Below are 14,175 nucleotides of genomic sequence, written 5' to 3' on the forward strand. Positions count from 1 at the left end.
CCAAGGCTTCCTCCTAAAAGAAAGCCTTGAATCACGTTCCGTCTGATTTGAGAATCCCAAGAGTCCACACAGCCTAGGAGACCCTCATGGTGACGAGCGCGTCTTCGCGCGTCTCGAACCATGAGGCCTCGATCTCACCCGCGCCATGCCTCGAGACGCCGCTTGCGCGGCTCCTCGGGATGAGGGTCGTCGCATTCATCGCGCAAGGGACGTGACAATATTTTGCAGCTTACTTGAAGTTGCCGTCTCGCGTGATCGGCAGCGCTTCTGTCGTATGACGCGCATCATTTAGCTGATGCAAAACTCACGTTTTTGAGAGTCGTGATTGAACCTGATGACGTGCGGCACTGACCAATTCAGTGCTGGGGATTTCAGGGCCCAGTGACGACCAACGCCACCAAGCAATACTCATTGCGCTCGGTGGCGTTTATTTTTGGCGAAGCTGTTTCGCCACAAGCCCCACCGTCGTCATTCCGGGGCGCGCGTAGCGCGAGCCCGGAATCCATTTCTCCACCTGCACCCGCGGCTCGATGGATTCCGGGCTCATCGCTGCGCGATGCCCCGGCAGGCACGACACCGGTGTGAAGCGCGACAGAAACTGAAGGGCACGGCGCGTGCGCCGTTGCCCGTCACACGGCAACTACCGCCTCAATACACCAGCCCGGTGCCGGGCGGCTTTTCCAGCGCGGCGGCGAGCGAGCGGTATTCCTCGCTGTTGGTGCCTGCGAGCTGGGCGATGCGGTTGAGATGATACTGTGCCTGGTCGCGGTTGCCCTGTTCGACCTGCCACAGACCGTAATACTGCCAGGTCTTGACGTGGTTCGGATCGGCCTTCAGCGCGCGCTCGTACCAGACCTGCGACAGCTTGTAGTCGCCGAGCTTGCGATAGGAATAACCGATCAGGTTGGCGACCGCGGCGGTGTCGTCGCGGTGCAGGGCCTTCAGTTGCTCGATCGCGTTCGCATAATCGTGGCGGTCGTAGATCGTGGCATAGGCGGCGTGATAGCCATTCTCGAAGGCGGCCTGTTCGACGTTCGGACGAATCTCCGACTTCTTCTTGCCCTTGGGCGGCGGCGGGGGCGGATCGTTATCCGGCGCGGCAAAGACCGCGGTAACGACGGGCGCTGCCGCAAGCGTCAGCGACAACATGGCGAGCGTCAACAGCCTGATCGCGAATTTCTGCATGCCTCTCTCCTGATGGTCAGCCCGGCGATCCTATACCGCGGCCCGTTTCCTTGAACACCCAGTGCTCGGAAACATTCCCGCTTCGGCACGCCATTTTGAAACTCACGCCTCGCAGACGTGACGCCGGTCAGGACTTAACGCAGTCGCGGACATGAACAGGATGTCATGGAGATGAACGAATTCCGTCCGCGCGTTTCAGCGTGGGTTCAGCGCCGCCGACTTAAGGTCGTCATCACTGATCGGCGAGCCCGGCCATCCGACCGGAAGTCTCAGCGATCCCTGGAAGAGGAGACAACCATGCTCAAGACCATTTCCGCGGCGCTGCTTGCGGTTTCCGTGATGGCGGCGCCCGCGTTTGCCGGCAACTATGGCAAGACGACCCAGGCGCCGGTGATCAAGTCCGAACTGACGAAGTCGAAGGCGCTGCATGCCAACGCCAAGATGGTGCGCCATCATCATAAGCACCAGCGCTACGTCCGCCATCATGGCCACCACAAGCACATCGGTGTGATCAAGACGCATGTCACGCCGAAGGTCGCGGTCAAGCCCATCGTGCGGCCCGCCAAGCGCGGCTGAATCCTGACTTCCACGACTGGTCCGTCCGCCGCGGTTTTGATCCACATTGCCCCACCGCGCCGGCGGATATCAGGCCCACCCACGGCCATTGCATCCCCAATGGCCGTGGGATGGTGCATTGAGGCGACGCCTAGATGCGAATTCCCTTTCGCCGCTGGCCGGTCTAAGAAACTGCCGGGACCGACGCAGTCGACTTTGGGGCGAAAGGAACTTGGCGAAGACAGCAAGACTTACGGCAATCCTGCTGTTGCCGATCGCGCTCGGGGCGTGCTCCGCATTCAGCAGCGACGACAACAGGTCGATCAGCTTCACCGATGACCGCGGTGTCGCCGACCAGCCGTATCCGAAGAATTACCGCGCCGAGACCCTGGCGTTCATGCACACCTATCTCAACGACCCCACCGGCGTACGGGACGCGGCCATGGCCGAGCCGGTGCAGCGGACGGTCGGTGGGCGGCAGCGCTACGTCACCTGCCTGCGCTTCAGCGCCCGCGACTCGGACGGCGCCTATCGGCCGACGCGGGAGCGCGCGATCGTGTACGTCGATGGCCGGCTCGACCGCATGATGGAAAATGCTACCGAGCCTTGCGCCAGCGCGACCTACGCGCCATTTCCTGAGCTGGAGAAGATGTCGCGGTAGCGGCGGCTCGGTGGCCGCAGGGTTACCGGGATGGGATCACTTTTCGGCGAGGGGTGAACCTCTGCTTAGTCAGATCCGACATCCGTTCTGGTGGCCGGCTCCGGATTAACGGGAGGGAAAATTCTTCCATGCAATGGAACCCGCGGGTGTTGCGGCGCTGTCACTGTGACGAACACGTGATGCTCTGGCGGTGCCCCAAAGCAACCTAATTGAAGTCACGTTGTTTGGTTTGATGTCGCGTCGTGGAGTGAACGGGGAAGTACCATGAAGAAGTTTTTGCTTGGCGCAGTCGCCATGGCCGCATTCGCCGGCCCCGCTTTCGCGGCTGACATGCCGGCACGGCCCTATACCAAGGCACCGCCGGCCTATACGGCGCCGGCGTTGGTTTACAATTGGACCGGTTTCTATATCGGCGGCCATATCGGCGGCGGCTTCACCGACGGCAACAATCTGCTCGGCAGCGACGCGCGCTTCCTGGGCGGCGTGCAGGGCGGTTTTGACTATCAATTCGCGCCGAACTGGGTGGTGGGCGTCGAGGCGCAATACAGCTGGCTGCCGGGCAACAGCAATAATGGCTTCGTGTTCCCCGCTGGAACGGTGGTGACGGGCAATACCGACCAGCTCGGCTCGGTCACCGGCCGGCTCGGCTACACCTGGGGTCCGGCGCTGCTCTACGCCAAGGGCGGTTACGCCTGGCGTGAGAATAGCAATATCGGCGTCGCCTTCGCTGGCGTGCCGCAGCCCTTCACGACTGACGGCAACCGCAAGGACGGCTACACGGTTGGCGCAGGCCTCGAATACATGTTCGCGCCGAACTGGTCGGCCAAGGCCGAGTACCAGTATTACAATTTCGGCCACACGACCTTCACCTCCGGTCCGGCCGAGATCGTCGGCTCCCGCTTCCGGGACGACGAGCATACGGTCAAGGTCGGCGTGAACTACCGCTTCGGCTGGGGCGGGCCGGTCGCTTCCAAATACTGACCGCGGGTTTCCGCGGGGGCGAGGGCCGGCTTTCCGCCGGCCCTTTTGCTGCGGGGCTACCGGCGCCGCAGAAAATATTTTTTGCGGTGCACGGAACTTTCACGCTCAATGGTTTATTATGCCGGCCGCCGGGCGAGGTGGACACACGAACATGCGTGCTTTTGCGTTAGCGTTGATTTTTTCTGCGGCGATATCGCCATGCCTTGCCCAGACCGTGCTGAAATCCGAACCGCTGATTCTCGCCCCCTACGAGGTCGCCTTTGTCCAGGATCCGGCCTGCGGGGTCGGGAAGGTGCTCAAGGTCACCGGCGCGATCAGGGGACTGCACAGGCGTAAGGCGTGCGTGACGCTGGCCTCGGAGCAGGCCTCACTGGTGAGCGCGACGCCGTAAGGCTTTTTCCTGCGGCGGCTCGGGCGGCGAGAGCTGCGGCTCGCTCCGCGCCTCGCGTTCGGCATCGGCTTTGTTCTTGGCGGGGTCTTCGTTCGGTTCCGCCTGGCAGGGCCTGATCTCGTAATCATTGTCCAGGACCGGACGCGGGGCGGCCTTGTCCTCGTCCGTGGCGACATCGACGACCAGGCCGCTCTTCCGAGCGACCTTCCAGACATCCGCCTCGGTCGGATAGGCCTTGCTCAGCTTGGCATCGTTGGAAAATAGCGCGTACGGCATTCTTAGCTCGTGGCTCCGCAAAGGCAGTCAACGCCAACCCCGCCCCCGGGTTTCAGCACCGCCAACCGTCTTGTTTCACGCCCGGGTGAGGGCGTCCGTCACCCCGTCTTGAGTCCCTAATAAGTGGTGAATCCCCCAAAAAAGAATCCGCAAGACTCCGGTGCTAGAATCGCCGGATGCTCCAGGCCATGACAACGGTTCTGCACACATCCAGCGAACGCGTGCATGTCACGCTCACCGCGGCGCTGTTGGTCGCCTCTGTGGCCAATATGCTGCTGGTATGGGCCTGGCTCTGACCGCAAAGACCTGGCGGGACAGCCTGTGGGACTATTCTATTCGGCGGAGCGAGGCGGCTAGGTACCCTCGCTCAGAGTGGCGCGGACCTTGGCCATGGTGGCACGGCAGTATTCCTCGCGCTCCCGGGTAAACCGCTCCTGGTGGGCGCGGAAGCTTGCCACCCGGGCACGGATTTCGGACTGGAAATCGGCGGGGAGGTCGAGACCCGCGATCCGAGGCGGCTTCGCCTGAGACGGCCTTGCTTCAGGGGGCATTGCCTGAGCAGGCATCGTCTGAGCCGGCTTGGGCGGGACGGCGAGCGGGAGCGGCGGAGGTTCGGCGAGCACGGCTTCGACGTTAACCACGGCGGTGGTTATGGTCGCGCGGACGGTCGTCTCGGTGGCCGGCGACAACAACTCGGCGTCGGGCTTCTTGCCGGTCACCGATTGCACGAACGCCATTGTCTGAGCGATCAGGAGATCGCGTTCCTTCATCCATTTCATGGCACACCTCGGCCTTACTCGACTGCAGCAAAGGTTGCCTTCGGAATCAAGCATCCCAAGTTATGGCAGTCCCAATTTCCACCGAGGTGACAAAAGAGTAACACCGCGTCAATCGGAAGAGATCGTTTACCATAACAGGGTGATGGCAAGTCCTCACGGGCGCGGTGGAGACGGCAGCAATTCCTTGCCGATCGCTCTGATGAGAAACTTCGAGCCGGCGTCGGAGAGGTGCACGATATCGGTTATCAGCACCTGGTTGGCATCGGTCCCGATCCCCGTCAGACAGCCCGCAGCATTGCATAGCGTATGCCAGGCAGAGATGTACTCGATCCCTTCGGCTTTGCTGAAAGCCTCCATCCGCTGATCGTTGTCCAAGCCTGATACGCCCGCCGCGATCCGCTCCGGAATCTCGTGCCAAATCCGGTAGTGATTGACGAGCGTATGGGGAAGCGTTCGCTTCCAGACCGGCAGTGGACCCAGGATGACGATGCGCCGGACCTTGCTGGCGCGCAGCCGCGCGATCGTTTCGTGCAGCTTGCCGAGATCGTTGTTCGTGCCCCACATCGCATGGAGCAGCACGACGTCCGGATGCGCGGACTGAAGTAGGCCGAAGGCGGTGCGATGGACTTCGTCGCAGCGTGCGTTCGCGCCCGAATCCAGGATCGGCGCGCAGCCCGGCGCGCTGAACCTCGCCAGGCGGAACGATCCGCTCGCAGCCTCTGCTTCCTTCAAGCCCGGATAGAGCGCGGCCGCGGTCGAATCTCCCCACAAAAATACGAGCGGCAGCGTTCCCTGCTCGATGCAGTCTGCGTTGAATTCAGCGCCCGGCGCTTCCAGGAAACACCTGTTCGCTAAATCCCGCATTGTCCTTCGCCTGGGTCCGCGCGATCGCCTGCACCTCCACAGGAAAACGAAAATCGAATCCGGCCGCGGCGATGGTCACGATACCGGCAAGGCCGACGAGCGCGAGACCGAGCGCTAGTCTCTTGACTGCCCGGTCGTAGTGGCGAAGCGGAATTTCGACAAAGCGGAATGTCAGCCAGGAAAGAATCACGGAGACGGCGACCGCCGCCCAGATCTCCATCACGTTCGGCACGCCGTTGCGCAGAATGCCGAGATAGGACAGGACCGGCCAGTGCCAGAGATAGAGCGGATAGCTGATCAGGCCGATCCATACCATTGGCCGGTTCGACAGCAGCATCTTGTTCACCGCCGAATTTGGCGTGGCGATCAGGAGTACCGCGCCGAGCACCGGCAGCAGGGCGTAGAGGCCTGGGAATGCGCTGGCGCGATCCAACAGCAGCGCCGGGCCAAGGATCGCGGCAAGGCCCAACAGAGCAAGATACTCGCCGATCCGCTTGTCCCAGCTAACGCTCTTCCGTACGAGCACCAGGTGGGCAAGAAGTCCGCCCGCGAGCAACTCCCAGGCGCGTGTGAGCGGTGAGTAGAACGCGACGGTCTCGTAGCCGAAGAAGATGCTCAGGCTGAACGCAAACGACGCCAGCGCGATGACCGCGATCCATCGGCCGCGGATTGCGGTTGCGGAGAGAAGAAGGATCAGCGGCGGCCAGAAGATATAGAACTGCTCTTCGACGCCCAGCGACCACAGATGCAGCAGCGGATTGTCCGCGGCGGCAGGTGCGAAATACCCGGTCTGCCTGAGCTGGAACAGATTGGCCGCAAAGGCGACGCCGGCGGCAATGTTCTCGCCAAGCAGGGTGAATTGATCGGGCAGCAGCGCGAACCATCCGACCAGATAGGTCGCGGTGAGCACGATGACGAGGGCTGGAAAGATGCGGCGAACGCGCCGCGCATAGAAATCGGCGAACGAGAAGGTGCCGGCATCGACCCTCGTCAGGATGATCCGCGTGATCAGGAAGCCGGAGATGACGAAGAAGACGTCAACGCCGATGAAGCCGCCCGGCACCAGCCAAGGCTGAGCATGATAACCGACGACCAGCAGAATGGAGATTGCCCTCAGCCCGTCAATATCGGGCCGATAAGCCGTTTCGTGATGCGCCATTGTGCGGATGATGTACCCGGTCCACGGCGACGCCGCCAGAGCGGGCAGCGGCCCGCTTCATCACGTATCAAATGTTTGTGGCCCGCCTAGCTCGCGGGAAGTGGTGTTGCGGTCGTCTCGGCCGGCCGTTCGGCGGCCTTTGCTTCGATCAGGTCGGCGTAGCGGTCATATTCATCGGCCATTTCGAGCAGTTTTTCGCGAACGTCTGCATCGACGACCTGATAGGCCAGCCGCTTCGCTTGCTCGGATTGAAACCGGTAGTGCTGCGTGTCGGACATGTGGGCACCTCGAACGTATGTCCGGCACCAACCGCAAAGGTTCATCAGGCAGCGGCAGGCTTCTTGTCCTGTCGAATCTCGACGTCGAACCAGCCCATCTCCTTGAGTTCGTGCGCCTTCTTCAGCGCGGCATCCTCGCTCTCGCGTCTTAGGATGATCTGCCCGGTGCCGTCGCGGGCGTAGATGAAATAAGCCATTCTTAAAATCCTGTTCGGCTGAAATACGCGCTCCGACAACGGAAATAATTGAAACGATTTTGGCCCAAAACACGGCGCTTTGATGAAACGGATGGTGCCGGCTGAGGGGATTGAACCCCCGACCTTCGGTTTACAAAACCGCTGCTCTACCGCTGAGCTAAGCCGGCCGATTTCGGCCGCTCGCATATCAGACTTGGGAGCGGAGGGCCAGAACCTGAGGGCAGCCAGGCGAGACCTGTGCAGGAAAAAGGCGGCCGGGCGGCCACCTTTTCCCCAACTGGTCGATTGGGTTACTGGCAGGGATGGCGGCGGCCATCCTCGCCGCGGAACCAGGTCCCGGGCGTGCAGACGAGGCCGTTACGCTCGGCGTAGCTCTGGGTGTAGTAGCCGCCTCGGTAGCCGTTATCGAAACCGGCAAATGGCGCAGTGGCAACCGCCGCCGCCGTGCCGACGGCGCCTCCGACAACCCCGGCGGCCACGTTGCCCGGCCAGAAGCTGCCGCGATCGTCCCAGTGGGCGTAGCTGTTGTTCCAGCCATTGTTGTACTGATAGGCGGCGGCGCGACGCTGCTGGTAGCTGCCGGTATAGGGATTTCCCGGTCCTTGGTTCTGGCAATTGGCGTTCGGATAGAACTGAGCGCAATAGCCGGGATTGTAGATCACCTGTTGCGCCCCGGCGGGAGCGGCCAGGGCGGAAGCGAGCAGCGCGGCGGTGCCGACGATAGCGAGTGGTCTCATGTGAGATTCTCCTTGAAGTCGCAATCGACACCAAGCGGCCGCGCGGCGGGCCTGTTCCAACGATCCTGTTCACACGATTTCAAACCCAAGTGATCGCAGCAAGCGCATCAAGAGAGTGGTACTCGCGGACGTTGATACGCCGCCGATTGTGGAAGGAGTGGCCTGACAAGGGCTGCCACTTCGTGTCAAATAGGGGCATCGAGCGGACGGGGCGGAATGTTTGGAATCCTGGGACTTGGTTTTCTGTTGGGCATGCAGCACGCGCTCGAGCCCGACCATATCGCGGCCGTCTCCAGCATCGCCGCGCGCCGGACCCATATCGGCGACATCGTCAGGCACGGGCTGACCTGGGGACTCGGCCACACGCTGACGCTGTTCTGCTTCGCGGGTGCCGCCATCCTGCTCGGACACGCGATCCCGGAGACAGTGGCGCAGCCGATCGAAGGGGCCGTCGGCATCATGCTGGTCGGGCTCGGCGTCCACGTGCTGTGGCGTCTGTGGCGCGACCGCATCCATTTCCACCGCCATGGCCACGGCGACGGCACGGTGCATTTCCACGCCCACAGCCATGCCGGCGAGACGACGCCGCATCGTGCCGCGACGCATGTCCACGCGCACGGCTTTCGCTGGCGCACGCTGCTGGTCGGCCTGATGCACGGCATGGCCGGCTCTGCGGCGCTGCTGGTGCTTGCGGTGTCGCAGGCCGCAAGCCCGATCGTCGGACTGGGCTATGTCGCGCTGTTCGGGATTGGCTCGATGATCGGCATGGGCGCGCTGTCCACGGTGATTGCAGTGCCGATCGCGGCCTCCGCGCGCTGGCTCACCTGGGCCAATCGCGGCCTGCAAGGCGCGGTCGGGCTCGTGACCATCGCGATCGGTATCAACACCATCGTCGAAACACTGCTGGTGTAAGCGCCCGCGCATACGGCGTTAACAAATGCTGACCACGATCGCCCGCAATTGAGCGAGCCGGCATGCTCACGCGTTAGGCTTACCGGCAGTTTGGCCTGTCGCTTTAACCTTTGGCTGCGCGCATTCGATTAGGTTGCTGAACGAGACAGGAAGGCAACCAATGCGCGTTGGCATTACAGCAGGGATTCTTTTGGCGATGACGTCAACGGCCTTTGCCGGTGGCGGCTCCGGCGGCGGCTTCGATATCGTCGTTCCCTATCGGCGGGGCGTGCCGATCATCATCAACGGCATCGACGTTTCCTATGCCGTGATCGAAGGCGAATGGGGTCTTGGCAAGAACGTCCACGTGCAGCCGACCATCTATGGTGGGCGTTACATCGATCCCGAGCCCAATGTCGGCCATTATTATCCGAGCCTCGGCCACATGCCGGGCTATGGGCGACTGGAGATCGAGCCGCCGTCGAACCGGCGCCTGCCGAAGCCGGCCGAAAGCTATCACCAATCCTGGTCCGCGCAGTCGATGCCGCTGCCGGCGCAGTCCAATCCGCCGGTCGATGCGCCGCCCATCATCTATGCGCCGCAGTATGACCAGTCCCCAGGCGACCATCGCCGCCGGCCGCCGAGAATTCCGCGCTAGGGCATGATCCGGAAAAGTGGAAACCGGTTTTCCCTCGCGACAAACGCTAAGCGTTTGCGCGGAGATCATGCTCAAACAAAGAGATGAGCCAATAAGAACACACCAACAGGAGAGAGTAGAGTAATGCGTCAGATGATTTCAGGAATGGTCGCGGCAGTCGCGGTCATGGCCGCGGCACCCGCAATGGCGTGCGGGTACGGGTACGGCTCGTGCTCACCGTGCGGCTCTTATGGCTATTATGCCAGCCCCTGCGCGCCGCCGGTCTACGCCGCGCCGGTCTATTCCGCACCGGTCGTGAGCTACAACTACACTTCCGGCTGCGGCGGCTGTGGCGTTGGCTATGGCTGGGTCACCCAGCGGCTCCCGGATCCGGAGCAGCAATACTACTATGTCAACCAGGGGCCGACCTATACCGGCCCGGGTAACTGGGCGCCGGTTCCGACCTATCGCGAGAGCGGAGTCTCGTACTATCGTCCGTTGCGTCCGCGCTACTATCGTTCGCACTATCGCTACGGCCACTCGCAATATTACCAGGGTCAGCGCGTGCTGCGCCGCTACTACTGATCTGATAGGCGCTCTTGAAATTGGCGCCCGCTCGCCTCGTGCGAGCGGGCGCTTTCATTTGCCTCGAGCTACTTCGCTCGAAGACGCTCTACATCAGGCCAAGCCGGCTTGCGCCGATATAGAGCGCGAGCACAGCGGCGTTCGAGACGTTGAGGCTCTTGATCTCGCCGGGCATGTCGAGCCGCGCCACCACGCTGCAGGTCTCCCGCGTCAGCTGTCTCAATCCCTTGCCCTCGGCACCGAGCACCAGCGCGAGCGGCTGCCGTAGCGCGACCTGGCTGAGATCCTCGCTCCCCTGACTGTCGAGACCGACGGTCAGGAAGCCGCGCTCGTTCAATGCGGTCAGCGCGCGGGCGAGGTTCTGCACGGTGACCAGCGGCACCAGCTCCAGCGCGCCGGAGGCCGATTTCGCGAGCACGCCGGTCGCCTCGGGGCTGTGGCGGGCGGTGGTGACGATCGCCCTCACCGCGAAGGCCGCGGCCGAGCGCAGGATGGCGCCGACATTGTGCGGGTCGGTGATCTGGTCGAGCACCAGCACGATGCCCTCGGGCTCGAGCGTATCGATATCGGGCGAGGGCAGGGGATCGGCCTCCACCAGCAGCCCCTGATGCACCGCATCCGGCCCGAGACGCTGGTCGATGGTGCTGGGGCGGACGAGCTCCGGGGGCACCCGGGTGTCAATCCCTTCCTCGGCGAGCCGTCGGGCCGCATTCTCGGTTACGAACAGCTTGCGAATCCGGCGCTCCGGATTGGCCAACGCCAGCGAAACCGTATGCCAGCCGTAGAGAATCACCGGGCCGTCGGCATCCGAATCACGGCTGCGCCAAACCGGCCGCCCGGCCGATTTTCGCCCTTTTTCGAATGGTTTAGCCCCGCCGCGGCGGAACGGGGGCTTGCGGTCACGATCGCTCATCAGGGGCGTTGTGTCACGGGTTCCGGACAATGGCAATTTTGCCGGCAAAAGGATGCCGATTAACGGCTTCCCTTGGTTGACTTTGCCACCTCCCTTCGCACATAAACGCGCCGGCCGTGCACCCCGACGGGTCCCACGGTCACCAGCGTCACCGATTGACCTGTCCGCTGCCACCAAGGGCGGGTGGCGTCCGACGCTGTTGGGACGGGGGAGTGTCCCGAGTGGCAAAGGGAGCTGACTGTAAATCAGCCGCCGCATGGCTTCGCAGGTTCGAGTCCTGCCTCCCCCACCATCATGTTAAGGCCTGACGATCAACGCCGAAGCTGCAGAAAATTCCCTTGGGCATTCTATCCTCGCTTCTTGGTCGAGTGTCTCGATCATCATTTTTCCAAGGTCGTCGTTATTCGCGTTCTCGGACGGCGTAGCCTCTCGGCGAAAGCGCCCGGCGGCGCGGTCTATCCGCCGCGCCGCCGCAGACGTGGGCGATCAGGCTGTCGTCTTGAACAGGTCGGGATGGTGGCCGCTGACCTCCGCGAGCCACTGGCGCGAGGCCTCGACGTCGCGGCGCAGTTTGGGGACGTCAACGTCGACCAGCTTGCCGCCGCGCTTGCGGAAGGAGCCAGCCACCATGACGGTGTCGATATCGGAACGCTCGACCGCCTGCACGACCGCCGCAACGGCGTTGGTGACCGGAAAGACCGCGATGCTGTCGGTACGCACCATGATCAGATCGGCCTTTTTGCCGGGTGCGAGCGTGCCAATCGCGTGTTCGAGACCGGTGACGCGCGCGCCATTGACGGTGGCGGCCTGCAACACGGCCTCGACTGTGATCGGCGCTGGAACGTTCGGCTCGCCGCGCAGCACACGGTAGCGCATCGCGGCACGCTGCTGATGGAAGAGGGCATGCATCTCGCCGAACATGTCGCTGCCGTAGGTGGTTTCCACGTCGATGCCCAACCCGGGCTTAAAGCCGTGGTCGATCGCCTCTTGATAGGCGAAGCGCTCGTCGTCGAAGCCGAACAATACGTCTGAACGCGGGTTGACCGTCACGTTGACGCCGGCCTCGGCGAATACCTTCCATGTGTCCTGCGGGAGCCGTGCGCAGTGATTGAAAATGGTGTGCGGCCCAAGCAGACCAGGTTTCGCGAATTCAGGGGGAAGTTTGTTGTAATCGCCGACCATCTCGAAGAGCACGCGCATATCCAGCCTCCGGGCGACTTCGAACTCGTCCAGCTTGAACTTGAGATGTCCGAAATAGCCGACCTGCACGAGGCCATATGCATGGTTCCATCTCTTGGCGAGGCGCTTCAGGTCCCCTGGCAGATGGCCGTCGGTGAATTGCTTGTCCATCGGAGCGCCAACCATGTGCAGCGCGCGGATGCCGCTATCGCGAAGCGCGTCGAGTGAAGCGTCGCTATGCTCAGGGCCGCGGGTATTATGCGCGGCGTCGAGGAGGGTCGTGATGCCAGCGTCCAACGACGCCAGGGCGGTCAGTTTGGTGCTCAGATAGGTGTCGAGCGGCCGATATTTCGAGCCAATCTTCTCGGCAACGAGGTCGATGTAAGCGAAGAGGTCGGCGCAATCGGGCATTACCCGACGTTGCACCCCCAGCCACACATGGTGGTGGGCATCGATGAACCCGGGCAGGATAATGCATCCCTTGGCATCGATCACCTCCGCTTCGTCGACCTGGATATTCGGAGCGATCTCTTCGATGTGATCGCCACGAACGAGGATGTCGCCAGTGGTGAGGTTAGGGACGCGCTCATCCATGGTCAGGATGGTCGCGCCCTGGAATAGAATGTTGCGTTTGGCCATTTGCTGCCTCCTTGATGGTGTGGATGGGGAACGGAAAGAATGGCGGAAAGCCGACAGCCTCACCTAGGCCATCCACCAACCAGAGAGCCCTCCTCGGTCAGTCCAGGGAGGCGACAGATACCTACATCGCGAGCTCGCTCGCTTTGATGTTCGCTATAGGTGCGAGGATCGCGGGATTGAACTCGTTGAGCGCGCGGCGCATCGACAGACGGTTCGGCATGTCCGGGTTCGCGAGGGCACCCCGGCCGATCGTCACGATATCGGCGCCATGGTCTAGTGCTGCCATTGCCTGCCCAATATTATGCAAGCTGCCATTGGCTAAAATTGTCGCCTTTGAGGCGTAGCGCTTGGCGAGGTGCATCAAGGACGGGCCTTGCTCGCCGAAAGCGGGCTTCCACGCTTCGAACTCGGTCACATGGATGAAGTCAGCTCCGGCATCGGCGAGGCTGCCGAAGATGACTTCGGCGTCGCGCTCGGCACCGGCCCATTTATGAAAGTGGTCGTTCACCTTGCCTTGGGATATACGGACCCCGACCGGCACCGCGGCCCCGACCTTCGCCCGAACCTTCCTGAAGGTTTCGACGATCAGCCGCACGCGATTTTCGATGGCGCCGCCCCAGCGATCCGTTCGTTCATTGGCATAGTCCGTCAAGAATTGGTCGAGCAGATAGCCGTTGGCGCCATGGATTTCCACGGCGTCGAATCCGGCCACCTCGATTGCCCGCGCAGCCGAGGCGCCGAAACCAGCGATGGTGTCGGTGATTTGCTCTTCCGTGAGCGCGGCGGGCACAGCGTAGGCGCCGTTGCCGTGGTAGAACTGCATCTGTTGGCCCTTGGGCTGGATTGCGGACGGCCCGACCGGATTTTCGCGAAAGCAATTGCTTTGGCTGATTGCCCCGGCGTGCATGAGTTGGGCGACCGCCAGCACGCCGTGCGTCTTGATGCCCCTTACGACCGGCTTCCAGGCATTGGCCTGTTCATCATCAGTGATGCCGGGCTGATGGATATAACCCTGCGAGAAGGCCTGATCGGTGTAGATGCCTTCTGTGATGACCATCCCGAAACCGCCCCGCGCGAACCGCTCATAGTAGCGGGACATGGTTTCGGTAGCTCGGCCGTCCTCCGTGGCACTGACGCGCGTCATCGGTGCAACGGAAATGCGGTTCTTGACAGTGCTGCCGTTTATATCAACAGGCGCGAAAAGCGCCTCGCTATCAGCGTACATTGTGCAGGTCTCCATCCGGCGCGGACGTGACGCCAAATGAGCT

The 14,175-nt window shown here is 62.5% G+C and carries 18 protein-coding genes and 2 tRNA genes; 8 read left to right on the forward strand and 12 right to left on the reverse strand.

The genetic code is table 11. The features are described from left to right. Positions 1-648: 648 nt before the first annotated feature. Positions 649-1,185 (reverse strand): tetratricopeptide repeat protein, encoded by a 537-nt coding sequence (locus AC5ZGW_RS24815; RefSeq protein ID WP_130231594.1) that lies wholly within the window; start codon positions 1,183-1,185, stop codon positions 649-651. 297 nt (positions 1,186-1,482) lie between these two features. Here AC5ZGW_RS24815 and AC5ZGW_RS24820 point away from each other — a divergent pair, with 297 nt between their 5' ends. The 4 genes from AC5ZGW_RS24820 (at position 1,483) to AC5ZGW_RS24835 (ending at position 3,773) form a co-directional block, all read left to right on the forward strand. Next, positions 1,483-1,761, forward strand: a complete 279-nt coding sequence (locus AC5ZGW_RS24820) for a His-rich protein BRANT (protein ID WP_196237249.1) — start codon at positions 1,483-1,485, stop codon at positions 1,759-1,761. Positions 1,762-1,972: 211 nt separating this feature from the next. Further along, positions 1,973-2,401, forward strand: a complete 429-nt coding sequence (locus tag AC5ZGW_RS24825; RefSeq protein ID WP_028163278.1) for a hypothetical protein — start codon at positions 1,973-1,975, stop codon at positions 2,399-2,401. A 264-nt stretch (positions 2,402-2,665) separates the two neighbouring features. Beyond that, entirely contained in the window at positions 2,666-3,382 is a 717-nt protein-coding gene (locus AC5ZGW_RS24830) for an outer membrane protein (RefSeq protein ID WP_130231596.1), read from the forward strand. A 151-nt stretch (positions 3,383-3,533) separates the two neighbouring features. Then, positions 3,534-3,773, forward strand: coding sequence for a hypothetical protein (locus AC5ZGW_RS24835; protein WP_028163280.1), 240 nt, complete (start codon positions 3,534-3,536; stop codon positions 3,771-3,773). Here the strand turns inward: AC5ZGW_RS24835 and AC5ZGW_RS24840 are convergent. From AC5ZGW_RS24840 to AC5ZGW_RS24875, 8 genes are all read right to left on the reverse strand, one after another. Beyond that, positions 3,750-4,049 carry a hypothetical protein gene (locus AC5ZGW_RS24840; RefSeq protein WP_051396658.1) on the reverse strand — a complete coding sequence of 100 codons (300 nt, stop codon included), beginning with the start codon at positions 4,047-4,049 and terminating at the stop codon, positions 3,750-3,752. The two genes, AC5ZGW_RS24835 and AC5ZGW_RS24840, sit on opposite strands and share 24 nt — an antisense overlap. A 353-nt stretch (positions 4,050-4,402) precedes the next feature. Further along, positions 4,403-4,828: a hypothetical protein gene (locus AC5ZGW_RS24845; RefSeq protein ID WP_496113974.1), complete on the reverse strand. Its 426-nt coding sequence runs from the start codon at positions 4,826-4,828 to the stop codon at positions 4,403-4,405. Between the two features lie 153 nt (positions 4,829-4,981). Further along, entirely contained in the window at positions 4,982-5,692 is a 711-nt protein-coding gene (locus AC5ZGW_RS24850) for an SGNH hydrolase domain-containing protein (RefSeq protein WP_130229853.1), read from the reverse strand. After that, positions 5,646-6,851 carry an acyltransferase family protein gene (locus AC5ZGW_RS24855; RefSeq protein ID WP_130229854.1) on the reverse strand — a complete coding sequence of 402 codons (1,206 nt, stop codon included), beginning with the start codon at positions 6,849-6,851 and terminating at the stop codon, positions 5,646-5,648. The genes AC5ZGW_RS24850 and AC5ZGW_RS24855 overlap by 47 nt, the downstream gene beginning before the upstream one ends. An 86-nt stretch (positions 6,852-6,937) precedes the next feature. Then, complete coding sequence (locus AC5ZGW_RS24860) at positions 6,938-7,129, reverse strand: hypothetical protein (protein WP_130229855.1); 192 nt, start codon at positions 7,127-7,129, stop codon at positions 6,938-6,940. Positions 7,130-7,173: 44 nt separating this feature from the next. After that, entirely contained in the window at positions 7,174-7,326 is a 153-nt protein-coding gene (locus tag AC5ZGW_RS24865; protein ID WP_165435568.1) for a hypothetical protein, read from the reverse strand. Between the two features lie 92 nt (positions 7,327-7,418). Further along, a tRNA-Thr gene (locus AC5ZGW_RS24870) sits at positions 7,419-7,493 on the reverse strand. Between the two features lie 123 nt (positions 7,494-7,616). After that, positions 7,617-8,063 carry a hypothetical protein gene (locus tag AC5ZGW_RS24875; protein ID WP_130229856.1) on the reverse strand — a complete coding sequence of 149 codons (447 nt, stop codon included), beginning with the start codon at positions 8,061-8,063 and terminating at the stop codon, positions 7,617-7,619. Positions 8,064-8,279: 216 nt separating this feature from the next. Here AC5ZGW_RS24875 and AC5ZGW_RS24880 point away from each other — a divergent pair, with 216 nt between their 5' ends. From AC5ZGW_RS24880 to AC5ZGW_RS24890, 3 genes are all read left to right on the forward strand, one after another. Beyond that, a complete protein-coding gene (locus AC5ZGW_RS24880; RefSeq protein WP_130229857.1) occupies positions 8,280-8,975 on the forward strand; it encodes a HoxN/HupN/NixA family nickel/cobalt transporter in 696 nt (231 codons plus the stop codon). Positions 8,976-9,135: 160 nt separating this feature from the next. Beyond that, entirely contained in the window at positions 9,136-9,612 is a 477-nt protein-coding gene (locus AC5ZGW_RS24885; protein ID WP_130229858.1) for a hypothetical protein, read from the forward strand. Between the two features lie 123 nt (positions 9,613-9,735). After that, on the forward strand, positions 9,736-10,176 hold the full coding sequence (locus AC5ZGW_RS24890; protein WP_130229859.1) for a hypothetical protein: 441 nt from the start codon (positions 9,736-9,738) through the stop codon (positions 10,174-10,176). Between the two features lie 88 nt (positions 10,177-10,264). Here the strand turns inward: AC5ZGW_RS24890 and rlmB are convergent, their stop codons facing one another. Next, positions 10,265-11,089 carry a 23S rRNA (guanosine(2251)-2'-O)-methyltransferase RlmB gene (gene rlmB, locus AC5ZGW_RS24895; RefSeq protein WP_207231145.1) on the reverse strand — a complete coding sequence of 275 codons (825 nt, stop codon included), beginning with the start codon at positions 11,087-11,089 and terminating at the stop codon, positions 10,265-10,267. Between the two features lie 206 nt (positions 11,090-11,295). On the opposite strand from rlmB, the gene AC5ZGW_RS24900 reads away from it, so the two are divergent. After that, positions 11,296-11,381 (forward strand) — tRNA-Tyr (locus AC5ZGW_RS24900). A gap of 194 nt (positions 11,382-11,575) precedes the next feature. Here the strand turns inward: AC5ZGW_RS24900 and AC5ZGW_RS24905 are convergent. Together AC5ZGW_RS24905 and AC5ZGW_RS24910 are read right to left on the reverse strand one after the other, a co-directional pair. Further along, complete coding sequence (locus tag AC5ZGW_RS24905) at positions 11,576-12,763, reverse strand: amidohydrolase family protein (protein WP_165435569.1); 1,188 nt, start codon at positions 12,761-12,763, stop codon at positions 11,576-11,578. A gap of 265 nt (positions 12,764-13,028) precedes the next feature. Next, entirely contained in the window at positions 13,029-14,132 is a 1,104-nt protein-coding gene (locus AC5ZGW_RS24910) for an oxidoreductase (protein ID WP_130229862.1), read from the reverse strand. Between the last annotated feature and the right edge of the window lie 43 nt (positions 14,133-14,175).

This window comes from Bradyrhizobium sp. Crot121 (assembly GCF_059512385.1).